Source organism: Ruegeria sp. YTSA168 (genome assembly GCF_059610045.1).
Genome location: NZ_JBXWMW010000003.1, coordinates 269,694 through 294,361 on the forward strand (window position 1 = coordinate 269,694; position 24,668 = coordinate 294,361).

Annotated in this window: 24 protein-coding genes; 11 read left to right on the top strand and 13 right to left on the bottom strand. The window is 58.1% G+C overall.

The annotated features are described in order from the left end of the window. Positions 1–30: 30 nt before the first annotated feature. From AC2FFE_RS08010 to AC2FFE_RS08030, 5 genes are read right to left on the bottom strand one after another with little or no spacing between them, the layout of a single operon-like run. Positions 31–573: an RSP_2648 family PIN domain-containing protein gene (locus AC2FFE_RS08010; RefSeq protein ID WP_496846360.1), complete on the bottom strand. Its 543-nt coding sequence runs from the start codon at positions 571–573 to the stop codon at positions 31–33. Then, positions 570–1,772, bottom strand: a complete 1,203-nt coding sequence (locus AC2FFE_RS08015) for an RSP_2647 family RNA methyltransferase (RefSeq protein WP_496846361.1) — start codon at positions 1,770–1,772, stop codon at positions 570–572. Before AC2FFE_RS08015 ends, AC2FFE_RS08010 begins: the two co-directional genes overlap by 4 nt. Before the next feature lie 38 nt (positions 1,773–1,810). Next, positions 1,811–2,083, bottom strand: coding sequence for a hypothetical protein (locus AC2FFE_RS08020; RefSeq protein WP_496817477.1), 273 nt, complete (start codon positions 2,081–2,083; stop codon positions 1,811–1,813). Then, positions 2,067–4,862: a bifunctional [glutamate--ammonia ligase]-adenylyl-L-tyrosine phosphorylase/[glutamate--ammonia-ligase] adenylyltransferase gene (gene glnE, locus AC2FFE_RS08025; protein WP_496846362.1), complete on the bottom strand. Its 2,796-nt coding sequence runs from the start codon at positions 4,860–4,862 to the stop codon at positions 2,067–2,069. The genes AC2FFE_RS08020 and glnE overlap by 17 nt, the downstream gene beginning before the upstream one ends. A 49-nt stretch (positions 4,863–4,911) precedes the next feature. Continuing rightward, the gene (locus AC2FFE_RS08030; RefSeq protein WP_496846363.1) at positions 4,912–5,301 is read right to left on the bottom strand and encodes a DUF4440 domain-containing protein; all 390 of its coding nucleotides are present in this window, start codon (positions 5,299–5,301) and stop codon (positions 4,912–4,914) included. A gap of 190 nt (positions 5,302–5,491) precedes the next feature. Here AC2FFE_RS08030 and AC2FFE_RS08035 point away from each other — a divergent pair, with 190 nt between their 5' ends. The 5 genes from AC2FFE_RS08035 (at position 5,492) to AC2FFE_RS08055 (ending at position 8,621) form a co-directional block, all read left to right on the top strand. After that, entirely contained in the window at positions 5,492–6,169 is a 678-nt protein-coding gene (locus AC2FFE_RS08035; RefSeq protein WP_496817474.1) for an SOS response-associated peptidase, read from the top strand. A gap of 236 nt (positions 6,170–6,405) precedes the next feature. Then, positions 6,406–6,828, top strand: a complete 423-nt coding sequence (locus AC2FFE_RS08040) for a DUF2852 domain-containing protein (protein ID WP_496846364.1) — start codon at positions 6,406–6,408, stop codon at positions 6,826–6,828. A 65-nt stretch (positions 6,829–6,893) separates the two neighbouring features. Beyond that, positions 6,894–7,325, top strand: coding sequence for an RDD family protein (locus tag AC2FFE_RS08045; protein WP_496846365.1), 432 nt, complete (start codon positions 6,894–6,896; stop codon positions 7,323–7,325). Between the two features lie 75 nt (positions 7,326–7,400). After that, complete coding sequence (locus tag AC2FFE_RS08050; RefSeq protein ID WP_496846366.1) at positions 7,401–8,225, top strand: arginyltransferase; 825 nt, start codon at positions 7,401–7,403, stop codon at positions 8,223–8,225. A gap of 6 nt (positions 8,226–8,231) precedes the next feature. Next, positions 8,232–8,621 (top strand): VOC family protein, encoded by a 390-nt coding sequence (locus AC2FFE_RS08055; protein ID WP_496817470.1) that lies wholly within the window; start codon positions 8,232–8,234, stop codon positions 8,619–8,621. Between the two features lie 135 nt (positions 8,622–8,756). On the opposite strand, the gene AC2FFE_RS08060 is transcribed toward AC2FFE_RS08055, so the two are convergent. From AC2FFE_RS08060 to AC2FFE_RS08070, 3 genes are all read right to left on the bottom strand, one after another. Further along, complete coding sequence (locus AC2FFE_RS08060) at positions 8,757–11,111, bottom strand: TRAP transporter large permease (RefSeq protein ID WP_496846367.1); 2,355 nt, start codon at positions 11,109–11,111, stop codon at positions 8,757–8,759. Positions 11,112–11,128: 17 nt separating this feature from the next. Continuing rightward, the gene (locus AC2FFE_RS08065; RefSeq protein WP_496817725.1) at positions 11,129–12,055 is read right to left on the bottom strand and encodes a TRAP transporter small permease subunit; all 927 of its coding nucleotides are present in this window, start codon (positions 12,053–12,055) and stop codon (positions 11,129–11,131) included. A 120-nt stretch (positions 12,056–12,175) separates the two neighbouring features. After that, complete coding sequence (locus tag AC2FFE_RS08070; protein ID WP_496817468.1) at positions 12,176–13,258, bottom strand: TRAP transporter substrate-binding protein; 1,083 nt, start codon at positions 13,256–13,258, stop codon at positions 12,176–12,178. Positions 13,259–13,507: 249 nt separating this feature from the next. Between AC2FFE_RS08070 and AC2FFE_RS08075 the strand changes: the two genes are divergently transcribed. Both AC2FFE_RS08075 and AC2FFE_RS08080 read left to right on the top strand, forming a co-directional pair. Beyond that, entirely contained in the window at positions 13,508–14,941 is a 1,434-nt protein-coding gene (locus tag AC2FFE_RS08075) for a cache domain-containing protein (RefSeq protein WP_496817467.1), read from the top strand. After that, positions 14,938–15,576, top strand: coding sequence for a response regulator transcription factor (locus AC2FFE_RS08080; RefSeq protein ID WP_170530537.1), 639 nt, complete (start codon positions 14,938–14,940; stop codon positions 15,574–15,576). The genes AC2FFE_RS08075 and AC2FFE_RS08080 overlap by 4 nt, the downstream gene beginning before the upstream one ends. Before the next feature lie 80 nt (positions 15,577–15,656). Here the strand turns inward: AC2FFE_RS08080 and AC2FFE_RS08085 are convergent, their stop codons facing one another. Together AC2FFE_RS08085 and AC2FFE_RS08090 are read right to left on the bottom strand one after the other, a co-directional pair. Beyond that, positions 15,657–16,040 (bottom strand): bleomycin resistance protein, encoded by a 384-nt coding sequence (locus AC2FFE_RS08085; protein WP_170530538.1) that lies wholly within the window; start codon positions 16,038–16,040, stop codon positions 15,657–15,659. A gap of 46 nt (positions 16,041–16,086) precedes the next feature. After that, positions 16,087–16,932, bottom strand: a complete 846-nt coding sequence (locus tag AC2FFE_RS08090) for a HalD/BesD family halogenase (RefSeq protein ID WP_480542526.1) — start codon at positions 16,930–16,932, stop codon at positions 16,087–16,089. Between the two features lie 421 nt (positions 16,933–17,353). On the opposite strand from AC2FFE_RS08090, the gene AC2FFE_RS08095 reads away from it, so the two are divergent. The 4 genes from AC2FFE_RS08095 (at position 17,354) to AC2FFE_RS08110 (ending at position 21,107) form a co-directional block, all read left to right on the top strand. Continuing rightward, a complete protein-coding gene (locus tag AC2FFE_RS08095) occupies positions 17,354–19,105 on the top strand; it encodes an acetolactate synthase 3 large subunit (protein WP_480826812.1) in 1,752 nt (583 codons plus the stop codon). Positions 19,106–19,113: 8 nt separating this feature from the next. Continuing rightward, the gene (locus tag AC2FFE_RS08100; RefSeq protein WP_496846368.1) at positions 19,114–19,506 is read left to right on the top strand and encodes a hypothetical protein; all 393 of its coding nucleotides are present in this window, start codon (positions 19,114–19,116) and stop codon (positions 19,504–19,506) included. 6 nt (positions 19,507–19,512) lie between these two features. Next, positions 19,513–20,073 (top strand): acetolactate synthase small subunit, encoded by a 561-nt coding sequence (ilvN, locus tag AC2FFE_RS08105; protein WP_496846369.1) that lies wholly within the window; start codon positions 19,513–19,515, stop codon positions 20,071–20,073. Positions 20,074–20,390: 317 nt separating this feature from the next. Beyond that, the gene (locus AC2FFE_RS08110; protein ID WP_496817462.1) at positions 20,391–21,107 is read left to right on the top strand and encodes a helix-turn-helix domain-containing protein; all 717 of its coding nucleotides are present in this window, start codon (positions 20,391–20,393) and stop codon (positions 21,105–21,107) included. A gap of 22 nt (positions 21,108–21,129) precedes the next feature. On the opposite strand, the gene AC2FFE_RS08115 is transcribed toward AC2FFE_RS08110, so the two are convergent. The 3 genes from AC2FFE_RS08115 to prfB all read right to left on the bottom strand — a co-directional run bounded on the left by AC2FFE_RS08115 (position 21,130) and on the right by prfB (position 24,643). Next, the gene (locus AC2FFE_RS08115) at positions 21,130–21,906 is read right to left on the bottom strand and encodes a DUF2189 domain-containing protein (protein ID WP_496817461.1); all 777 of its coding nucleotides are present in this window, start codon (positions 21,904–21,906) and stop codon (positions 21,130–21,132) included. 25 nt (positions 21,907–21,931) lie between these two features. Continuing rightward, the gene (locus AC2FFE_RS08120; RefSeq protein ID WP_496817460.1) at positions 21,932–23,332 is read right to left on the bottom strand and encodes an amidase; all 1,401 of its coding nucleotides are present in this window, start codon (positions 23,330–23,332) and stop codon (positions 21,932–21,934) included. Between the two features lie 186 nt (positions 23,333–23,518). Continuing rightward, the gene (gene prfB, locus AC2FFE_RS08125; RefSeq protein WP_496817459.1) at positions 23,519–24,643 is read right to left on the bottom strand and encodes a peptide chain release factor 2; all 1,125 of its coding nucleotides are present in this window, start codon (positions 24,641–24,643) and stop codon (positions 23,519–23,521) included. Positions 24,644–24,668: the final 25 nt, after the last annotated feature.

The window sequence follows — 24,668 nt, forward strand, 5'->3', positions numbered from 1 at the left end:
TATTTATAGCCAGATGAAGGGGGATCGCGCCTATTTAGAGAGGGCTTTGCCCAATCGTGGAAGGCGCGCCTTTTTCATCAACGCACGCAGAGTCCATTGGTCGCCCGAAAGGCGGTTGGCTTCATTGAGAACGCGATTGGCGATGGTGGCCATGCCGTCGGGGTCCGAGAGCCAAAACCCGTGCAGCAGGCCATCGGGATCGCGGCGATCAAGCCCCTCTTCTGCTAAGATATTTTTCGGGAAGTCCTTCGCGTTAACGGTCACGATGGTATCAGCTGACGTGTCGATCGCGGTTGCCAGCACGTGGATATCCGCTGCGTCGGGCAACCAAAGGCGGTTTTCAAGCCCTTGTGCGGGTGCGCGTTCGGATTGCGGCCAGTGCGCCTGTGTCAGGGCGATTTCTGCGCGGACCTGGGCCTCGCCCTCGGGGCCCAGCTTGCGGGCGGCGCGAGCCCATTCTTCCAGAATACGCGCGGACCAGATCGGGGTGAAATGGCCCAGGCTGGCTGCGCCCAGCAGCATCTCTCGCATCACTGTGGGGTAGATGACGCAGGTATCCAGGACCGCCCTCACAGACGGTAGAACACGGCTTTGAGATAACCGCTTTCTGCCAGTTGCGGCAGTTGCGGGTGATCGGGGCCTGCGAAACCGGTGTGGATCAGCTGTGCCTGTCGACCGGCACGCCCGATCCCGCGCGAGGACGCATCACGAAACCGACCCAGATCAGCGGCGTGGGAGCAGGAGCACAGGCCAAGATAGCCGCCCGGTTTGACCAGAGAGGCCGCCAACCGGGCGATACGTTCATAGGCGCGCAGGCCCGCATCCAACGCCTGTTTCGAAGGTGCAAAGGCAGGCGGGTCGCAGATCACGACATCGAATTGCCCACCCCCTTCGCCCAGTTGGGTCAGCACGTCGAACGCGTCGCCCTGTTGGGTCTGGAAGCGATCCGCGCAGCCCGTGGCTTCGGCCCCTTTGCTTGCCAATTCCAAAGCGGCGGCAGAGCCATCGACGCATGTCGCATGCGCCGCCCCTCCGGCCAGCATGGCAAGGCCAAAGCCGCCTACGTGGCTAAACACATCCAGCACGGTTGCTTCTGCGTGAACCAAACGGGCCGCGAAGGCGTGGTTTGGGCGCTGGTCGTAGAACAGGCCAGTCTTCTGGCCGCCGGTCAGGTCGGCCATATAGGTTGCGCCGTTCATGGGCACTGGCAGCGGTGCGTCGGGCCTTGAACCGCGCAGCGTTTGGTTCACGTCGTCCAGCCCTTCCAGCCCGCGGGTCCGGCCTGAGGCATTTTTCAGGACAGTTGTTACTCCGGTAACTTTGACCAACGCATCGGTGAGCGTTTCCAGATGCGCTTCGGCCCAGGCGGCGTTGGGCTGGATGACGCAGGCATCGCCGAAACGATCGATGATCACTCCGGGAAAGCCGTCGGCCTCGGCGTGGATCAGGCGATAATATGGCGCGTCGAACAGACGTTCACGCATTTCAAGGGCGCGACGCAGGCGGGTTTCGAACCAGCCGGCGTTCAGCTCCGCGTCAAGGTCGCGGTCCAGAACCCGGCACATGATCTTGGAGTCAGGATTGACGGCCACCAGCGCAATCGGCGCGCGTTTGTCGTCTTCAAGCACGGCCAACGCCCCGGCCGGGATTTTGCGGGTGCGGCGGTCGGTGACAATGTCATTGGCATAGACCCAGGGAAACCCGTGGCGCAGGCCGCGCGCATTGGCTTTGGGTTTCAGACGGATACGAGGGCGATCAGTGGTTTGGGTCATGGCCCCCTCTTAGTCATGCATGCGCCGGGGGAAAAGCCCTAACGCGGGCGCGAGCGCCAACCGCCACGTCGTTTTGGCGCCTGTGCAGCTTGCAGACCTTCAGCCATGACCTGTGTCATCGGGTGGTCGGCATCCCGCGCGGCATAAGCGGCGTGCAGGGTGGTCAGCGCCTGTTTCTGATCCTGCCCGTCCGGCAGGCTGAGCGCCCAATCAAGGAAGATGCTGCGGCATTCCGGCAGGGCGATGCCCTCAATGTTATAGGCCTCGCGGATCAGGCCTTTGGGGTCATTGGGATCAGTGCTGCGCGCCATCTTCGCCCTCTTTTATCACGTTGCCAATGATCTCGGCAGCGATTGCATAACTGTCTTGCAACGCGGTCTGCAACGGATCAACCTGTTCGAACCCGGTGGCCCGACACAGGAAAGCCGCACCACCCTCGCCAATCTTGTCAGCCTCGATCACCCTGCCCGAGAGCAGCCGTGCCGCGCATTGCACAGACCAACATAGATCGTAGCTGTCTTTCAGTGTTTGTGCCCGCGCGACATCCAGCAACCCGGCTGCGACGGCGCCATCAAGGCCGGAGGGCACATCGCGATCCGCGATACCTGCCATTAGTGCGCCGGTTTGCGCCATCAATTCGATATCCATCATGCGGCCAGGGCCATTTTTGGCATCCCAAACTCCGGCAGGGGCTTTTGCGGCGGCAAGCCGCGAGCGCATTTCGGCGACTTCGTGCAAAACCTTCTTCATATCGCGCGGACGCGACAGGAAATCGGCCCGGAAGGCTTCGATATCTGTGGCCAGCCCCACGCCACCTGCCACCACATGCGCGCGTGTCAGGGCAAGGTGCTCCCAAACCCACGCTTCGTTCTGCTGATAATTGGTGAAGCTGGCCCAACTGGTCGCCACCGGCCCCTGATTGCCCGACGGGCGCAAGCGCATATCGACCTCATAGAGCCGCCCCTGAGACATCGGGGCCGAAAGCGCCGTGATCAGCGCTTGCGTAAACCGCGCATAATAGGTGCGGGTGGCCAGTGGGCGCGGACCTTCGGACATCTCCTGATCCAGAGGGTCGTAGATCACGATCATATCCAAATCGGATTGCGAATTGATCCGCCCCGCCCCAAGCGACCCCATACCCAGAATGGCTGCACCACGGCCCGGAGCGGGACCATGTTTGCGGGCGAAATTCTCGGCCACATGTGGAAGGATCGAGGCGATAACAGCCTGCGCCAGTTCTGCGTATTGACGGCCAGCTTGCGCGCCATCGATCAGCCCGCGCAAATGGTGCACCCCCACCCGGAAATGCCATTCCTTGCACCAGCGCCGCGCCAGATCAAGCTGGGTTTCGTAGTCCGTCTCGGCCGCCAAAGCCTGTTCCAACTCGGCTTGTAGTTCTTGCTGTCCGGGCCAGTCGGCGAAGAAACTGCCACCGATGACCGCATCAAAAACCGAGGCATTGCGGGAAAGATGCGAGGCCAGCGCGTGAGACGTACCCACGATATCGATCAACAGATCGATCAATTGCGGATTGGCCTCGAACAGCGAAAACAGCTGCACCCCGGCAGGCAGCCCGGCCAGAAACCCATCCAAAGCTACCAGCGCCTCTTCGGGTTGAGATGTCTTGGCGAGGCGCGACAGGAGTTCTGGTTTGAGCCGGTCAAAGATGCGCCTACCCCGTTGCGATCGCAGCGCCGGATAAGAGGCCCAACGGGCCAAGATGCTTTTGTCGAACGTGACCTCTTGATCCGGCGTCGGGGTTGCACCGGGGCCAGGGGCAAAGAACCCCTCGGTCAGCTCATGCACCTCGGTCAATCGGCGGGTCAGGTCAGCGGTCAGATCAGCCCTGCTGATCCCCATCAGGCAGGCCACGCGTTCGATACCGTCCTCGGATTGCGGCACTTTGTGGGTCTGAGCATCGTGGATCATCTGGATGCGGTGTTCGACCTCGCGATGCGCGCGGTAGTGATCGGTTAGCTTTTGTGCAACCTCTTCGGGCACCCAGCCTTTTTCCGCCAAGGCAACCAGTCCGGGAACCGTTCCGCGCACGCGCAGATCCGGATCACGCCCACCGGCGATCAACTGGCGGGTCTGGGTAAAAAACTCAATCTCCCGAATGCCGCCCTGCCCCAGTTTCATATCATGGCCAGGGATTGAGAGGCTGCCACCCGTCCCCTTGTTCTCACGAATACGAAGACGCATGTCATGGGCGTCCTGAATGGCGGCAAAATCCAGATGGCGGCGCCAGACAAAGGGCCGCAACGCTTCCAGAAACCGCTCCCCGGCAGCGATATCGCCCGCACAGGCGCGCGACTTGATATAGGCGGCGCGTTCCCAAGTTCGACCAAGGCTTTCATAGTAGCGCTCGGCCGCCTCCATCGCCATACAGACCGGCGTGACCGCAGGATCGGGGCGCAGGCGCAGATCGGTGCGAAAGACATATCCGTCAGCGGTTTTGTCGCTGAGCGTGGCGCAGAAGTTGCGCGTGGCGCGGACCATCCCATGCCGCGCGTCATAGAAATCATCCGGGTCGTATCGCGTTTCGTCAAACAGAACGATCAGGTCGATATCCGAACTGTAGTTCAGCTCATGCGCGCCCATCTTGCCCATGGCCAAAATGACCATCCCGGCGGCCGTTTCGACATCATCTTCGCTCATTCCGGGCAGCTTTTTGCGTCGAATCAAGGTGGCGATCTCAGCCTTCGCTGCGACATCCGCCGCCAACGCTCCGAAATCAGTCAGCGCAGCGGTCACTTTTTCCAAAGACCACGCGCCCGAGATATCGGCCAGCGCAGTCAGCAACGCCATTCGGCGCTTGGCGACCCTCAGCCCCGGCTTCAGCTGATCCGGGGCCAAAGCCCGCACCATAGCCATAAGTTCGGTCATGGCCTGATCGGGCCGCGACAGTGCTTGTGGCAGCCAATCTCTCTCGCGCTCAATCAACCCTTTCAGATAGGGGCTGGATCCGGCGGTTCCGGCGATCAACTCCCCTTGTTCAGGTGTCAAATCCGCCAGCAAATCACGTGTTTCATCGCCCAAAGACGGGTCGAACGCGCGTGGCAAACGGGTGATGGCCAGACTGTCACTCATATCGCGACCCTGCGCATTGCCTCCCCTTAAGGTCAATGGGTCAAACGCATCACGCGTTCTGAACCGGCGTGTCCTGACTGAAACTGTTGACCCACGTGTCGTGCCGACGCTCCCACAGCGAGGAAATCAGCATCGCCTCCCACTCGGTTGCGCCAGGCCGGAGGTAGTCGGCGCGATAGGACAGCAGAACGATATCAGCGGTCAGAACCCGTAGCTTCTCCTCGCTCAGCCTGAACTCGGCCATCGTCGGCGCATCCGCAAATTGCTCAACATGATCGTCCCGATTAGCGAAACCCGAAGGGTAAACACCCAGAAAATCAGCGCTAAGCAGCGCGCGATCCGCGCTGGCATCCCCGACAACCAGCGCAGTCCAAACCTGCTTTTCCAGATCCAGTATTTCGGTAGTCGAAGGGGCGGTGTTTTTGTCGTCCAAAGTCATAGTCGTTTGTTACCCTGTTTTGTGATTGCACGAAAGAAGGCGGATGCGCAGCTACAACCAGCGATCGAAGGTATCTGTGGTTAATTCAATCGACTTGCCCAAGGTCACAAGCTTGAAGAAAGGGCGACAAAGCACGATGCGGTATACGCTCAACCTTGCCTCGGTTTTTAAACCAAAATAGGCTCATTCCATGTGTGGTAAGTTTGCAGCCGGTCACCTGACGCAAAAACAGATGCTCGCGACTCTGGAGTACTTTCTTTATGGAAAGGTCTCTCCCGATCTACCCAAGCCGCTGCCCTCTGGGGGCTACAACGTCTCGCCGACCGATCAGGTCAATATGATCCGCTGGGATGGCGACACTGCCGAACTCACGTCCGCCCGCTGGCAGCTAAAGGACCCACGCAGTCAGAAGCCCATGATCAATTCCAAGATCGAGAATGTCGCGTTCTGGCAGGACTATTGGAACAACGGGCGGTGCCTTATCCCGGCGCTTGGATACTATGAATGGCGAAAAGATCAGGGGCATAGCTTTCCGACCTATATAACGGTCAAACGTAATGAACCGCTTATGTTCTTTGCCGGGTTCTATCGAACGCGAGATGGGCGGCACAGCTGCACCATCATGACACGTAAACCAAGCCCCCAGATAGCGCACATCCATAATCGCATGCCAGTCATTCTGACCCCCTCAGAGATCGAGACTTGGTTAAACGGCGTCACAACACCGCAAGAGGCGCAAGAGACGCTTGGCACGGGATATGAGGGGCGATTTGAATATCATACTGTGAAGCCGATCAAACGCGCATCCGACGGCGAAGACCTAATCGAACCCTACACGCCCCCGATCCAGAGCAAGTTCGATTTCTGAACACGATAGAATGCGCGCGCTGTTCAGTCGTGCTCTGTTGATGCTGCAAACATCCATTCGATAAATTGAACGAAACAGTGGCGCGCTACAATAGCTGCTCTGCGAGAAGGCACAAGTTTTCGATCATCTGACTCGAAAAAATGTAAATCTTTTTCACATCACCCCCTTGCAACCCCGCAAGCACCTCCCATCTAGACAATGTGAAAGGAATTTACATCAACCCCTGGAGAGACCAAATGACCGCATTGTCCGAACCTACCGTCCCTGCAAACCCGGGATGGCTGCACCGCACCGAGGCCTGGATGGACGATAAAGGCAAAGGTGCCTGGATCGCCGCCATGGTCCTTGGTTTCATCTTCTTCTGGCCCGTGGGCCTGGCCCTTCTGGCCTATATGATCTGGAGCAAACGCATGTTCAGCAAATCCTGCAGCCGCCGCAAATCCTGGAACAGCCACATGAGCGCGATGAAACCGTCGGGCAACAGCGCGTTTGACGCCTACAAATCCGACACGCTGGCTCGGCTGGAACGCGAACAACAAGAGTTCGAAGCCTTCCTGCACCGCCTGCGCGAAGCCAAGGACAAGGCCGAGTTCGACCAGTTCATGGATGAACGCGCCCGCGACAACCACGAAGAGGACGGTAAAGGCGAACCTGCCTGATCCCCCTTACCCTGTCCCGGCCTTCGGGACAGGGTAATACGACCTTTATTTTCGGAAATCTGTCTATGACCCACCTGCCCAACCCTGACACACAACCCGAGTTTTATCAGTCCGTCACATCCAAACGCTTTGTCGCCTGGCTGTTCGATATCGCGCTGATCTCGCTGCTGTGTATTATTCCCGTCTTTTTAACCTTTGGCGCAGGGCTGTTTTTCTTGCCCCTGATCTATGCGGTCATCAGCTTTGTCTATCGGGTGATCACCATCTCGAACGGCTCTGCCACGCTGGGCATGCGCTTCATGGGGATCGAACTGCGCGATGCGTTTGGCGAACGAATGGATATGGGCAAAGCCCTTGCGCATACCGCCGGATATTTTATCAGCATGGCGTTTTTCGTAGTCCAGATCATCTCGATCATAATGATGCTAACCAGCGCGCGCTGCCAGGGTCTGACAGACGCTTTCCTCGGCACCGTCATGATCAATCAACGGGCCTGACCACCCATCGCGTGAATCACTTGGCGGCGCCAAAAACCGTTGTTATCATCAGGTCCGAGGCTACATGGGACCTTCATGCGACATACGCTGCCAATTGCGCCACAGTTTTATGTGACGGCCCCCCAGCCCTGCCCTTACCTTGAGGGCAGGCTGGAGCGTAAGCTGTTCACCGCCCTGCAAGGCGAAGGTGCAGACCAGCTGAACAATTCCCTGTCGCAACAAGGGTTTCGCCGGTCCCAGAATGTGCTCTACCGTCCATCCTGCACTGATTGCGCTGCCTGTCTGTCCGCCCGGATCGATGTCGCCGCCTTCCGCCCAACCAAAAGCCAGAAACGCGCAGTAAAGCGCAACGCCTACCTGCAACGGCGCGCCACATCGCCCTGGGCCACGGACGAACAGTACGAGTTGTTCCGCCGCTACCTCGACACCCGCCACGCCGATGGAGGCATGGCCGATATGGACGTGTTCGAATTTGCCGCGATGATCGAGGAGACCCCAATCCGCAGCCGCGTGGTCGAATATCTGGACCCCGAAACCGGTGACCTGATCGCCGTCAGCCTGACCGATGTGCTCGATGACGGGCTCAGCATGGTCTATTCCTTCTACGACCCGCAACAGCCACAGAACTCTTTGGGCACCTATATGATCCTCGATCATATCGACATCGCGCGCGAGGCAGGCCTGCCCTATATCTACCTGGGCTACTGGGTGCCCGGCAGCCCAAAGATGGGATACAAGGCCAAATTCTCAGGTCTCGAAGCCTATGTTCAAGGGCAATGGCAAAAAGTTCAGGACCCCGCAACCTTCTCCGATAAGTCGCATCATCCGCTCTCTGCGGCCCCTATCGCGGAACAGGTCGCCAATATCCAATTGCCCGACCGCCACCCCACCAAGGGCTGATCCGATATGAAACAAAGCCTGCATGCCGTCACTCTTGTGGTGCCGGATTATGAAACTGCGATTGCCTTTTACACCGAAACGCTCAACTTCACCCTGGAACAGGATATTGATTTGGGCAGCGGCAAACGCTGGGTGCGGGTGTCACCACCCGGCACCAACGGCGCTTCACTTCTGCTGGCCAAAGCCGTAAGCCCCGACCAAAGCGCCGCCATCGGCAACCAGACCGGAGGCCGCGTCGGGTTCTTCCTGCAAACCAATGACTTCCACCGCGACCACACGGCGATGTGCGCAAACGGCGTAGATTTCGAAGAAGACCCCCGCACCGAACCCTATGGCATTGTCGCCGTCTGGCGCGATCCATTCGGTAACCGTTGGGACCTGATCCAGTTCACCTGATCCACTCTTCATCTGGCTAAAAATATCCCGGGGATGAATTGGCCGCAGGCCAAGAAGGGGCTGGCCCCTTGCCCCAAACCAAAAAGCAAAAGGGGGCCATCAGGCCCCCTTTTTCACTTTGATTGTCCGATCAGATCAATTCGGGATCAGGTCCGGAACGATGGTCACAATCGCAGGGAAGAACCACAGGATTGCGATCCCAACCACCTGAATGATCACAAAAGGTGCAACCCCTCGGTAGATATGGCCCGTCGTCACCTCTTTTGGCGCAACGCCGCGCAGATAGAACAGCGCAAACCCGAAGGGCGGCGTCAGGAACGAGGTCTGCAGGTTCACCGCCACCATGATCGTCACCCATTTCGGATCAAACGACCCACCATAGATCACCGGGCCCACAATCGGGATCACGATGTAGATGATCTCAAGGAAATCCAGCACAAAACCCAGAATGAACAGCACCAACATCACGATCAGGAAGACCGTGAACTCGTTGTCAAAGCTTTTCAGGAACTGCTGGATATAGTGCTCCCCCCCGAACGAAATCACCACCAGGTTCAGCAACTGCGATCCGATCAGGATGGTAAACACCATCGAGGTCACCTTGGCCGTCTCGCGCACCACCGGGGTCAGAACGCCGCTCGAAAACAGCAGCCAGCAGCCATAAAGCAGACCAAACAGCGCATAGAGATAAGCCGAATAAGCCAGACCAAAGGCGATCCAGGTTTCGGCGGATGCTCCGCTCTGGCTAACCCGCAGATCGAAGTTCACGCCCAGCAACAGGCAGATAATCACCGCAAAGGTCGACCAGATGATCACGCCACCCGACTGACCCCGCTCGCGCAGTTTACGATAAGCCGCCAGCATGATCGCACCACCAGCGCCCAGCGCCGCAGCCGGGGTTGGGTTGGTGATCCCACCAAGGATCGACCCCAGAACCGCGATGATCAGAACCAGCGGCGGAAAGACCACGCGGATCAGATCATTGGTCGCGCAACGCGCGGCCGCTTCTTTACAGCCATAGATCGCGATGGCGAACGGAATGGCCAGCAACAGGAAAGTGCCGCCGGATGAGGTGGTGGGCGAGATCAGCAGGATATCTATCAGCAACATCAGCACCAGACCAATCGCCCCAACGATCAAAGGCTGAGGGGGACGCGACGGTGCGATACCGCGGCCCAGAACCAGCGTCAGGGCCAGCAGTACCACGAAAACCGCAACACCATTCCCAATGGGCGCAGCATTGGCGATCTTTGCTTCGCTTGCGGCCGCCAGTTCTTCTTCACTCAGGCGCTCGGCATTGGCGATGCCACCGGCGGCATCAATCTCTTTCTGCTCGGCCACCGCCTGATCCCAGGCGCTCTGACCATGCAAGTCGATCATCGATGCCTTACACTCTTCCGACACATTGGTACGCAGCGATGCGCCCTGCCCCACATCCGAGAAAGCCGAGACCGAGATGTTCTGACTGCCGATAACCCCGGCACTGCCCAACAGTATCGCGCCGACGATGATGGCCGCCGGTGCACCCAGCAACCAGGTCAGGCCCTCGGACCGGGTGATCGTCTCGCCCGACCCGCCAGCCAGTTCAACGGCTGGGGCTTTGTCAGGGTTCAGCAACGCGTAGCCAAAAGCGTAAAGCGCATAGAGCAAGGCCAGCATGATTCCCGGCAAAAGGGCAGCCTGAAACAGCGTTCCAACCGAGACGACAGCAGGCTCACCCAGATAGGTCAGCGCATCGGTACATCCGGCCTCAACCGCGCGGGTTTCCTGCGCAGTTGAATAAAGATCCCCGGCCAACGTCCCGAGCAAAACAATCACAATCGACGGCGGAATGATCTGCCCCAAAGTCCCCGAAGCCGCAATCACACCCGTCGCAAGCTCAGGCGAGTAGTTGTTCCGCAACATCGTCGGCAGGGCCAGCAGGCCCATCGTCACCACAGTTGCACCCACGATGCCGGTGGAGGCTGCCAGAAACGCGCCCACAACCACAATCGAGACGGCCAGACCACCCGGCAACGGGCCAAAGACACGCGCCATTGTGGTCAGCAGATCATTGGCAATCTTCGAGCGTTCCAGCGTGATGCCCATCAGAACAAACATCAACACAGCCAGCAGGGTCTCGATCGATTGGCCCGCCAGTACACGCTCGTTCATACGGTTTACGATGAACGAAACATTGCGGTCCAGGGCGGTTTCCCAACCCGCGGGGAAGACCGGCTCGCCGATCCTTGGCAAATCCGGGTATCGGAACACCGAAACCGCATCAGGTTTCACCCCTGTTGCAACCAGATCCCGATACATTTGTGAGCTGGTATCGATTGCCTGATGGATCAACAGCCCGGCACTGTCCAGCGCGGCAATGATCCCGAAGGATATGACCCCGGCCCCACCGATGGCAAAGGCCACCGGGAAACCAGACAGGATGCCTCCGAAAAGGCAGAAGAATACGATAATGAGGCCTATCTCGACGCCATCAAGTCCGAATAGCATTGTCTGGGTCTCCGTCCCTAATGTGCGCCTTCATAGGCTTCTTCACCTGCGCCAAGGCTGTCCTTGTCGAGGTATTTTCCGGCGCTCTCGGGCCCTTCCACATATTCCAGATAGGATCGGTAGAGGAACGCAATCGCATGCAGGAACACCATGCCTGCAAACAGAACGAGCAGGATTTTGAACAGGAAATAGGCGTTAAAGCCGTTTGGGCTGAAGCCAATGGTTTCCACGTTCCACCGCAACGCGCGTGATTTGGCGACCAGCCGATCCAGCGTGTCACTGGCCGATGGTTTCGGCACGATCAGGTGCCGCCACATGAAGTACCAGCCGTACATCCAAGTCAGCACCGCCATCGGCATCATGAACAGGAGCGCACCGCACATGTCGACCACACGCTTGGCGCGGTGACTGATGCCCGCGTAGATCAGGTCAACTCGCACATGTCCGCCCTGAACAAATGTGTAGGTACAGCACAGGCAGACCACCATGGCGTTATACAGTTTAAGTTCTTCGGCGAACCAGCTGATATCTTTTTGAAAAGGAATGCCAAACCCAAACGCCATATCCGCGCGCGTAAAGACACGCTGCATGAAAACGATGATGATCTGTTGAAGCACCATCAACAAACCGGCCCAGGCAAAGAATCGACCGGTGATGTTTGCGAACCCTTCCAGCCCGCGAACCATGCCCCACATGAAATTCCGGTAGTAGAGGCCTATGGCTGTCAGCACCAGAAACAGGGCAAAGATCACAAAGAAGAACTCGACCGAGCCGCCATAATAGACAAAGCGCATGATCGCCTCTTTGTCCGACCAGTTCAGCCACAGCTGCGGATGCGTGATCGCATATCCGAAATTATAGAAGGCTTCGGCAATGTTCTGAATGAACCAGATCAGTCCATTCCACAGGGCGCCGAAGAACGAGATACCGTTTTCGTCCTGCATGTTGTCCCCAGGTCGCGTCAGTTGCACTGGCTGTTCGTGCGGCATGATGGGTCCGCGCATGTGCAACAAGAAAGGTTTCCCCGCCAATGCGGAGAAACCGTTTGGTCTGGTGATTAAAGCTTAGCCGCGTACGCGGTCGCGCTGCGCGGTGTAGACACCCGACGACAAATTGTTCCAGCCCGACGATGCCGCCATCGACGTCATGGCGCTGTCGTGGATCTTCTTGAACAGCTCGTCACCCATGTTTTCGTCCAGAACCTCTTGGCTGGCCTGACCGAAAGCATCCCAAACACTGTCCGGGAACTCCATGACCTTCACGCCACCCGACTGCAAACGCTGCAGGGCTGCACCGTTATTGGCCAGGAACTGCGCCAGGTTCCACTGGTGCGCTTCGGCGGCTGCGATCTCGATGATCTTCTGCTGCGCCGGTGTCAGGCTGTCAAAGACGTCGCGGTTGGTGGCGAGCGACAGACCTGCGCCCGGCTCGTGGAAGCCTGCGGTATAGTAGGTCTTGGTGATTTCCTGGAAACCGGCTTTTTCGTCAGCCCACGGACCGATCCACTCGGTTCCGTCAATCGCGCCCGATGACAGCGCCTGATACACTTCCGAGCCCGGAATGTTCTGAACAGATGCGCCCAGTTTACCCAACGCCTGACCACCAAGGCCCGGCATACGGAACTTCAGTCCCTGGAAATCCTCGGGGCCATTGATCTCTTTCGAGTACCAGCCACCCGCCTGAGCACCGGTGTTACCGGCCAGGAAGGACTTCAGACCAAAGATCGAGCCCAGCTCGTCATGCAGCTCCATGCCGCCGTCATGGTAGTACCAGTTCACCAGTTCTTGCGCGGTCATACCAAACGGAACAGCCGTGAAGAAGGCATAGCCCGGGTGCTGACCTACAAAGTAATAGTCCGCCGCGTGGTACATGTCGGCCTGACCCGAGGATACCGCGTCAAACACTTCGAACGCGCCAACCAGCTCACCCGCTGCCTTGATTTCTACGTTCAGGCTGCCATCGGACATCGCGTTGATGCTGTCGGCAGACCGTTGCGCCGCGTCGAACACGCCGGCCAGACCACGACCCCACGAGGTCACCATAGTCAGGGTCCGCTGACCCTGCGCATAGGCTGGTGCTGCCAGCGCGGTTGCCGCAGCAGCCGAGCCGCCCAGAGCAGATTTCTTTAGAAATGAACGACGATCCATATGAGTGTTCCTCCCCTTACATAGTCGTAACCCGGAAACACTCCGGGCCTGTCACATTCAGTAGGCCGCAGCCTAATGGCGAAGCTGTGAAAAGGAATACCTAGTACTGCGTAGAAACGCGGGTTTCTGATGGGTTTGTACAAGAAAATATCCAGCAAAAACGGCTCGAACCCGGATTTTCGGTCGTTCTGGTCCTTAAGATGTCCATTCTTTTTGCATTTCTCCCGCCTGTTGCGTATCGATTCGACAATGCAGAGATTAAGAAATCTGGTTTCGCTGACCTATGCTCAAAAGCTATCCCTTGTGGCCGCGATCCCCTTGGTTGTGGCCGTGGCAGCGATTGCCGTGCTGGTTGCCTACGAAGCGCGTGCAACAGCCGAACGCGAAATCGAAGCGTTAGAGCGCAGCCTGATCGAAGCCAAGAAAGAAGAGCTGCGCAATTATGTCACGCAAGCCCGCAACGGATTTGCTTATATCTATGGCCGGGCGACACCTGATGACGAGGTGGCCAAGAATCTCGTATCCCAGATTCTGTCGGCCATGATCTACGGACAGGACGGGTTCTTTTTTGTCTACGACTATGACGGCAATAATCTTGTCAGCCCAAGGCAAACTCAATTCATCAACCGCAACTGGGAAGGCCTGACCGATAGCGATGGCACACCCGTTGTGAATGAGTTTATCCGCCTCGCCCGTCAGGGCGCAGGGTGGCACAGCTTCATGTGGCAAAAGCCCTCGACCGGGGAAGAGGCCCAGATGATCGCCTATGTGGTCGGGCTGCAAGATTGGCGCTGGGTGGTCGGCACGGGCGTCTTCATCGATGACATCGTTGCCGCTGTTGCCAATGCACGCGCCGAGGTCGAAGCCCGCGTGCGGCGCACCTTTATATATATCGGCGCAATTGTTGTGGCAGCTGTCTTGATCGTGTTTGCCTCGGGCATGTTGCTGAACATCCGCGAAAGACGGCTTGCAGACGCAAAGCTGAAAGAGCTGACACAGCGTGTATTTGATGCACAGGAAGAAGAACGTGGACGGGTTGCGCGAGAATTGCATGATGGGATAAGCCAGATATTGGTCGGCGTCCGCTATGCGCTGGATACCGCCCGACGGAGGGTATCTCGCGGGGATATATCGAACGCAGAAGACCCGCTGGACAAAGGCATCGAACATCTGGGCACCGCCATCACCGAAGTGCGCCGCATCAGCCGCGACCTTCGCCCTGGTGTGCTGGATGATCTGGGTTTGGGCCCTGCCCTTAAATCGCTGACGGATGATTTCCGGGATCGCACAGGTATCGAGACCGAGTTCTCGACCGTTGTATTCCGCAACCGGCTGGATCAGGACAGCAAGATCGCGCTCTATCGCATTGCACAAGAAGCGCTGACCAATATCGAACGCCATGCGGATGCGTCACATGTTACCATCGATCTGCGTGGTCATAAGAAAGGTGCGACGATGCGGATTACCGATAATGGGCGCGGGTTGCGAAGCGAACCGGGCCGCGTGGCCACCGGGATCGGGTTACGCAATATGCAGGAACGGATCGAACAGCTTGACGGATCCCTGCGCATTCTGTCATCACGCGGCCCGCGCGGCGGGACGGTGATTGAGGCCAGTCTGCCGTTGAGCCACCTGCTCCCACCGCAGGAAGACGCAACGCCAAAGCGAAAGGCCGGGACATGACCATCCGAGTCCTTATTGTCGACGATCACCCGATGGTGGCCGAGGGCATTCAGTCGATCCTTGAAAGCTATGACGAGATTGAGGTGGTCGGTACGCTCAGCAGCGGTCAGTCTGCTGTGGATCAGGCCGCAAGCCTATCCCCCGATGTGATCCTGATGGATCTGAACATGCCGGGCCTGGGCGGCCTAAGCGCAACGGAAATGATCCTTGAACGTTTGCCTCAAACGCGCATCTTGATCCTGTCGATGCATGACAGCCCAGAATACATCTCAACCGCGCTCAGCCATGGGGCCAAAGGCTATCTGCTCAAAGACGTCCCAACAGACGAAATCAAACAGGCCATTGATGCCGTCATGGCAGACGAGCAATATCTTTGCACCGGAGCAAGCGGGTCGCTGAAACCCAAAGGCGACAGCACCCGAGAGGCCCTGACCGGCCGGGAACAGACGATCCTTCTGGAACTGGCGCAGGGCAAATCCAACAAAGAAGTCGCCCTGGCCTTGGATATCTCGGTTCGCACGGTCGAAACCCACCGCAAAAACATCAAGCGTAAGTTGGGTATTTCCTCCACCGCTGGGCTCACCCGCTATGCGCTGGAACATGGGGTTTTGCAGGGAACCGGCGTGGGGTTCTAACCCGACCGCGGCGTGGCACGCGCCGCCCGGCCCAACCAGACAAGACGCGCTAAAGACGCGTTGCCGAGGGGCGGGAGGCTTTAATTTCGAGGGCGAATATCTTCCCCGAAAAAGATCAAGGTCCCGTCCTCATCCAGGACGTGAAACTCGCGCTGTAGGTAGGGCTGATCAAAAGGTGGCCGCACGCGTCCCTCGGGCAGGTCGCTCAAACCATCTTTCAAACTGTCATAGAGCGCATCAATACCTTTCACATCGATGTAAAAGGACTGGTTATCACCCAAAGGTTTGCCATCGGTGCGTGGCGGGCATTCCAGCAACCGGACAGCAACTGACCCCCGCGACAGAAAGGCATAGTTATCCTGCTTGAATCCGCACTCAAACCCCAAACGTCGGCAATAGAAATCAATCTGCGCCTCCAGTGACGCGCAGAGAACAAACGGCGTAATCTGTAGCACTTCGGGCATTGGAACCTCCGGCCTGCTTCAGGATCATGCTACATGTTCTGCTGGCTCAATCCAGCAATTGATCCTGCCGTGTGCCTTCACGCTCATAATGATGCGGCAGGACGCGACCGTATAGCTGCCGGGTGCGCTCGACCCCGCCGCACATTCCTTCGGTTTCCACAAAGGAAAAGATGCCGACATATCTTTGGCGGGTCCCAAAAACCGGCGCGACCCGGTGCAGGGAATACCGCCCCTTGAAGATTTGCAGATCGCCTGGCTGCAGTTCCAACCGGCGCACGCGCGACATGTCGCCATCCAGAACGGCAGAGACTGCACCGAAATTCTCATCCTCCGAAGTCCGCAGGTTCGGCGCATATTCGAACGCACCCCCGTCTTCACCATTTTGAATGGCCAGAGTCACCGTGAAGTTGTTTGTGTCGAAATGCCAGGGAAAGCCCTGCCCCGCTTCCACGACATTGATGATCACATCCGCCAGCGGGTCGTCATAGCGAAAGAACCGATCCGCAGGCTCCTCCAGCGCGGTCCGGATGAAGGGCATGAACCCGTCAAACTCATAAATCCGTCGCAGGGGTCCGGATTTAGGGAAATTGTCCGCCGGGACAAAGGCATTCGATCGTTCATAGAAGCGGCGGATGGGATGGCCGATTCCGAACCGCGGATCATCTTTAGTGAAATAGGCGTTCGTTCGGTTGAAGGAGCGATGGGCCTGCGGCGACACCGCGTCGGCCTCTTTCACCAACAATTCGAGCCCGCCGGGATGCACAAAACCCGGCAATACCGCACAGCCATCTTCGCTCAGTTCGCGCTGAACATCATCAATCATCCGGTCATAAGCCTGTGAACCTGGCCGGTCGATGGGATAGCGGCCCAAATCCACCAGATCATGCAGCATGACATACCTCCCTCGTAGTCCCGTCTCTGTCAGCGTGACTCAGTTAAACCGCCCGATCATGCCCATTTTGGACATTTGCTTGACGCATTCAGACTGGCGAATATCCATCCCAACCGGCGCCCAAGACATCATTTTTCGCTAAAATTCCCAGCCTGCGGCAATCTGCGCAATAAAATGTCGCAAAATAACTTCTTGAAGATAGAAAATTGGTGCAATTGCCTGTTGACGCCCTTGCGCGCCGCTCATAATGTCCCTGCACGCAAAAAAGGAGCCTCTGGCGATGAGAACGCTAGTCGTAATCGTGGGAAACAAGCGCATGGGCCGGTAACGGTAAACCATAATCGAACCCATGCGCCTCCGAAAACATCGGGGGCTTTTTTTTGTCAAACGCAAGACACATGTCGCGAACGGAGCAAAGCAGATGACACGTGAGATGACCGGCGCAAAGATGGTGGTTCAGGCCCTTAAGGATCAGGGCGTGGACACGGTATTCGGATACCCCGGCGGCGCCGTGCTACCGATCTATGATGAGATTTTTCTGCAAAACGACATTCGCCACATTCTGGTGCGCCACGAGCAGGGTGCGGTGCACGCCGCCGAAGGTTATGCGCGGTCGACCGGCAAGCCCGGCGTTGCGCTTGTAACCTCTGGCCCCGGCGCCACCAATGCGGTGACCGGCCTGACCGACGCGCTGTTGGACTCGATCCCTATTGTTGTTCTGACCGGCCAGGTTCCGACCTTCATGATCGGCTCGGACGCGTTTCAGGAGGCCGACACGGTTGGCATCACCCGCCCCTGCACCAAGCATAACTGGCTGGTGAAGGACACTGATGCGCTGGCCGCAACCATGCACGAGGCCTTCCATGTTGCCACTTCGGGCCGCCCCGGCCCGGTACTGGTCGACATTCCCAAGGACGTGCAGTTTGCATCGGGGGAATACACCCCGCCCAAGCCATCAAACTCACACTACCAGCCTGTGCTGAAAGGTGATCTGGAAGAGATCACCGAGCTGGTTGCCGCGATAGAAACCGCGAAAAAGCCGGTATTCTATACAGGCGGCGGCGTCATCAACTCTGGCCCTGCCGCCAGCCAGTTGCTGCGCGAGCTGGTGGATGCGACCGGGTTTCCGATTACATCGACCCTGATGGGGCTGGGTGCTTATCCGGCTTCGGGAAAAAACTGGTTGGGTATGCTGGGGATGCATGGTCTGTATGAGGCCAATATGGCGATGCATGATTGTGATCTGATGATCAATATCGGCGCACGGTTCGACGACCGGATCACAGGCCGGATCGATGCGTTCTCGCCCAATTCGAAGAAAGCGCATATCGATATCGATCCATCCTCGATCAACAAGGTCATCCGCGTGGATATCCCGATTGTGGGCGATGTCGCCCATGTGCTTGAAGATATCCTGAAGATCTGGAAAGCGCGGGGCCGCAAGACGGATGCGGCGAATGTCAAACAATGGCAGGCGCAGATCGCGGACTGGCGTAAGGTTAATTGCCTCGCTTTTACCGCCAGCGAAAAGACCATCAAGCCGCAGCATGCGCTGCAACGGCTTGAGGAACTGACCAAGAAGCATGATCGCTACATCACCACCGAAGTGGGCCAGCACCAGATGTGGGCCGCGCAATACCTCGGGTTCGAAGATCCGAACCGCTGGATGACATCCGGTGGTCTGGGCACGATGGGCTACGGCTTCCCGGCCTCGATCGGCGTGCAGATGGCGCACCCGGATGCGCTGGTGATCAATGTTGCTGGTGAGGCATCTTGGCTGATGAACATGCAGGAAATGGGCACCGCCGTTCAGTACCGGCTGCCGGTGAAGCAGTTCATCCTGAACAACGAACGTCTGGGCATGGTGCGCCAGTGGCAGGAGCTGCTGCACGGCGAGCGGTATTCGCATTCCTGGTCTGAGGCCTTGCCCGATTTCGTCAAACTCGCCGAGGCCTTCGGGGCCAAGGGTATCCTGTGCTCCGACCCCGCCGATCTGGATGACGCGATCATGGAGATGATCAACTATGACGGTCCGGTGATCTTTGACTGCCTTGTTGAAAAGCACGAAAACTGCTTCCCCATGATCCCGTCGGGCAAAGCCCACAACGAGATGCTGCTGGGCGAGGCCGAAACGCAAGGCGTGATCGATAGCAAAGGTTCGGTTCTGGTATGACGCCTGGAATGATCAGCTTCGATGCAACTCGCTTTCAACCGACTCAGGACGAGTTGAACGACGAAGCTGATGATTTCATCAATCCAGGCGTTTTTGGAAAGGAACTCAGTGACTTTCTGTGTCGGGAACTTGGTCAATCTGGTCACAAGATCACGTTTGCCTGCGCCGAGGATTGGGGTTGGTATCACGAGGTTAAACACGACGAACCATTCGCGTTGGTTTTCGGATGTTCGAACTATGGCGACGGCCATCTGGTTCAATTCTCGCCGAAGACCGAGCATGTAAGAAAACTGTTCAAGAAATATCATGCGGCGCCAAAGGTGGACACGCTGCGCGCTGCAATTTGGAAAATTCTAGAGAATGCAGAAGGTGTTTCAAACCTTCGCTATGAAGAGGACTAGCTCAGCATGTCTGCCCTACATATCAAAAAAGGCTCCACCCGCCATTCGGCCTATAACCTACGGCCTACCTTCTCGGACGTACAGGAACGGCACACGATCGCTGTTCTGGTCGAGAACGAACCCGGTGTTCTGGCTCGTGTGATCGGCCTGTTCTCGGGCCGCGGGTACAACATCGAAAGCCTGACCGTGGCCGAGGTGGACCATACCGGCCACCTCAGCCGCATCACCATCGTGACCACCGGCACGCCGCAGGTGATCGAACAGATTAAAACACAGCTGGGCCGGATCGTTCCGGTTCATAAAGTGCATGATCTGACGGTCGAGGGCCCCTCGGTCGAGCGGGAACTGGCAATCATCAAGGTCGTCGGCGAAGGCGACAAACGGGTCGAAGCGCTGCGTCTGGCCGATATCTTCCGCGCCAATGTGGTCGACAGCACGCTGAATTCTTTCATCTTTGAAATCACTGGCGCGCCTGACAAAATCGACGCCTTTGCCGATCTGATGCGCCCGCTGGGGCTGATCGAAATCGCCCGCACCGGCGTTGCCGCCCTGTTGCGCGGCGATTGATCAAACAGACCCCCTGACCCCGTCCCAAATCCGGGGCGGGGTTGGTTTGCCAGCCCCGACTCGCCCAAAGATTTGGGCATTCAGGTGGCATTATGTGCGTTATTTTTACCATAACGCTCATTCTTCCCGCAAAAACCTCAAACAAAATAGAATAAAGCCTATTGCCTTTGGCTTACGGAGCGTTAGCCTCGGCCCCGCAATGCGACCTGGGGAGAGGCCGCCTTGTTTGTGGTCATCTTTGCAATTTCTGAATGTCTACGGTCATCCGTAAGCCTCAGCATTGATGATGCAAAGAAGTAGAAGCGCCGGGGATGAACATGATCGACGACATTCGCAGCCCAGCAGAGCTTCGGGCCATGTTCGGGTCGAATCTCAGGCAACTTGCGCGCGACTACCCCTCGGTCTCGGCCCTGTGTCGCAGTCTTGGCATCAACCGTACACAGTTTAATCGCTATCTTGCCGGTGAAAGCTTCCCCCGCCCCGACGTATTGGACCGGATATGCAGGTTCTTTGATGTCGATGCACGGATTGTCCTAAGCCCGTTGGCCGAAATCCCGGTGAACGAAGACCATCCCGCCAGTTCAATCCTGACCCAGTTTCTGGGATCCGGTTCCGAAGCGGGCAGCAAAAGGACCTTTGCATCCGGTTTCTACACCGTCGCCGAAAACCAACCCACTGCGCCGCGTCTGACCCTGCTCTACGCCACGCGCAGGCCCCAATGCACCCTGATACGAGGCTATACCCCGCGTGGCCATATGCCTGGCGCATCACCGCAATCGCGTGAAATTCAGGGGATTGCCGCCACCGCAGGCGATCACGTCTATATCCTGACATCGCAACGCGGAGGCCAGAACAGCAAGATATATGTGCTGACGCAGGATGCCGAGATTTGGCGCGGTACGGTTATCAAACCTTCTGAACCGCAACAGGCGCAGCCTGTTGTCCTGCACCATCTCAAGCAAAATGCCGAAGCGGTTTTTCAAGCTGCGCGGCACACTGCAAACGCCGGTGAGCAATCGGTCCAGATGCCGTAAGACAGGGCGGCGGCCAATTCGATCAATCTGCCGTGATCTCGCAGCAAATTCCCCGGTACAAATGCCAGCTTGCATGGCCCAATAGCGGCAGCACAATCAACAGACCTAAAAACCAGGGAAGCATCGCCACAAAGGTCAAAACCGCGATAAACAGCCCCCAGGCCAGCATCACGATTTTATTTTGTGAGACATAGGTAAAGCTGGCGATCATGGCGGTGACAAAATCCAGTTCCCGATCCAGCAGCATCGGGATCGACAAAACCGAAATCATATAAAGCAGCGTTGCAAAAACCGCACCAACAGCCGTGCCGACAGCCAACATCATCACCCCGTTGGGGGTCAGAAACACCTCCAAAGAACTGGATATGTTCGTCATCGTCGACAGCCCCATGAACAGGGCAAAGATCATGTGACCCAAGAAGAACCAGAACAAAAACATCACAACGATGATGGCGCAGATCGAGGGCAATTGGCGGCGGCTTTGCTGCAGCACAACGCCAAACACGGCAGGTATATCAAGGGGTTCCCCCTGTTCTAGCCGACGAGAGACCTCATAGAGGCCGACAGCCGCAAACGGCCCGATCAGCGGAAAGCCGATCGCGGCCAGAACCAGCCAGAAACTAGTGCCGGTTTGCACGGTGATCCAGGCCATCGCCCACCCGGCCAGAACATAAACCCCCGCGAAGATCAGACCAAAGACCGGCGCGCGGCGCAGATCAGCCCAGGCCTGATGCAGTGCCTGCCGTATCATCGCGCGGTTCACCGGGCGCAGACTCGGTACGCCAAAGGGTCTATCCATCTCAACTCCTCCTCGCCGTGAGGCGTTACTGCAAGGCGGGCCGCCTTTGGGGCCACTCTGTTGCCGCATGATAGGCCGCGCCAATGGACAACAGGCGAGCATCCGACCCACGCGGCCCGAACAGTTGCAACCCCATCGGCAATCCTTGCGCCCCAAAACCAGCGGGAACCGCCAGGCAGGGCAGACCGATCAGGCTGACGGGCAGGGTCACATGCATCCAGCGGTGATACGTATCCATGGCTCGCCCAGAGATTTCGGTCGGATACGGCAGGTTGACATCAAAGGGCCAGACCTGCGCCGCCGGCAGAATCAGGGCATCGTAGTGGTCAAAAACCTCGACTGCCTTTCGGAACCAATCGGACCGTACCACGCTCGCCTGATGCACTTGCATCGCCGACAACGCCAGACCCCGATCCAGCTCCCACTGCGCGCTGTCTTTTAGGGCATCGCGGTTCCGGGACAACGGCTCCAGACCCGAAGCAACAGACCAAGATCGCAACGTGATCCAACTGTCCCACAAACGCTCCGCATCAAAAGGCGGCGGTATACGCTCGATATGGGCCCCCAACTGCCCGAACACACCCAACGCCGTTTCGCAGAGGTCTAATATCCCCTGTTCCATCGGGAAGGCACCCCCCCAATCCGCCAGCCAACCAATGCGCATCCCCGTCAGATCCAATGGCTCAACCGGCGATACAGACCTTTGGGGCGCGTTCAAGGGCAATCGCGGATCAGACCCGGCGATCACATCCAGCAACAGGCCAATATCCTCGGGGCTGCGCGCCATTGGACCAAGGGTTGACAGTTGGTGCAGAAAGCTGTCCCCAACCGAGTCCGACGGCACCAGGCCCCAACTGGGCCGAAACCCGTAGACGTTGTTCCAGGCGGCCGGGTTGCGCAAGCTGCCCATCATGTCCGACCCATCGGCCAGCGTTACCATCCCGGTCGCCAGGGCCACCGCCGCACCGCCCGAAGACCCGCCACAGGTCCGCGCATCGTCGTAGGGATTGCGCGTCGCCCCATAAACCGGGTTGAAGGTATGCGACCCAAGCCCAAACTCGGGCGTGTTGGTCTTGCCAATCAGGATCGCCCCCGCCGCCCGCATGCGCGCCGCAATCAGATCATCTGTCTGGGGCACGAACCCGTCAAACAGCGGCGACCCTTGTGATGAGACAACACCCGCCACATTCACCAGATCCTTCACCGCCACAGGCACGCCATGCAGCGGCCCGCGTATCGGCCCTGCATCCATCGCACGGGCCTCCGCCAACAACGCCTCTTCATCCCGTAACGCCACGATGGCGTTCACAGCGCCGTTGACCTGCCCGATCCGCTCCAGCGTCGCGCGCATCACGCCTTCCGCAGACACCCGCCGCTCTGACAAGTCCGCGATCAGCATCCGCGCAGAATATTCCGTGATGTCCATTTGGGCTCCAGCGGCAGGGGTCGTGAATGTCACAGCCAGCCTAGCCGCCCCACCAGACCATTAAAACCCACTGTTTCAATACATCTTTTCGGCCCGCGGACACGCACACCGGATCCGCTTCATCTGGCCAAAAATATCCCGGGGGAGTCGCGGCCTGCCGCGGCGGGGGCAGAGCCCCCTGCCGACTTACTCGCCCTGCGCCTCGGACCGGCTCTTGCCCGCCACATTCAACGCCAGCGTCGCCGCCATGAACCCATCCAGATCGCCGTCCAACACCCCCTTGGTGTCCGAGGTCTCATGGTTTGTCCTCAGGTCTTTCACCATCTGATAGGGCTGCAAAACATAAGACCGGATCTGGTTGCCCCAGCCCGCATCACCTTTCGCCTCATGCGCGGCGTTGATGTCGGCGTTCCGGCGGTCCAGCTCTTGCTGATAGAGCCGCGATTTCAGCGCCTTCATGGCGATGTCGCGGTTCTGGTGCTGGGATTTCTCGGACGAGGTCACAACAATCCCGGTCGGGATGTGGGTGATCCGCACTGCCGAGTCCGTGGTGTTCACGTGCTGACCACCCGCACCCGACGACCGGTAAGTGTCGATGCGAATATCCGACGGGTTTACCTCGATCTCGATATTGTCGTCCACCACTGGATACACCCAGACCGAACTGAACGAGGTATGCCGCTTGGCCGCCGAGTCATAAGGCGAAATCCGCACCAGACGATGCACGCCGCTTTCGGATTTCAACCAGCCATAGGCGTTGTGCCCGGAAATCTTGTAGGCCGCCGACTTGATCCCAGCCTCTTCGCCCGCTGTCTCGGATTGCAGCTCGACGGTATAACCTTTCTTCTCGGCCCAGCGCACATACATCCGCGCCAGCATCGAGGCCCAATCGCAGCTTTCCGTGCCACCGGCGCCCGAGTTGATCTCAAGGAATGTGTCATTGCTGTCAGCCTCACCATCCAACAGCGCCTCAAGCTCTTTCTTGGCGGCTTTCGCCCCCAGCTTTTTGATGGCGTCCTCGGCATCGGTGACAACCTCTTCGTCCTCTTCCATCTCACCCAATTCGATCAGCTCGAGATTGTCGCTAAGGTCAGTCTTGATGGACTCGTATGTCTCGATGGCATCGACCAGCATCTGCCGCTCGCGCATCAGTTTCTGCGCGTTTTCAGGGCTGTCCCACAGGTTGGGGTCCTCGACACGCGCGTTGTATTCCTCAAGCCGATGCGGTGCGGTTTCATAGTCCATGCGCTGCGCCAGCAGCTCCAGCGACTTTTCGATCTCCGCCACGATATTCTGGGTTTCGGCGCGCATGGTCTTGTCCCAACTTGCTCAATCA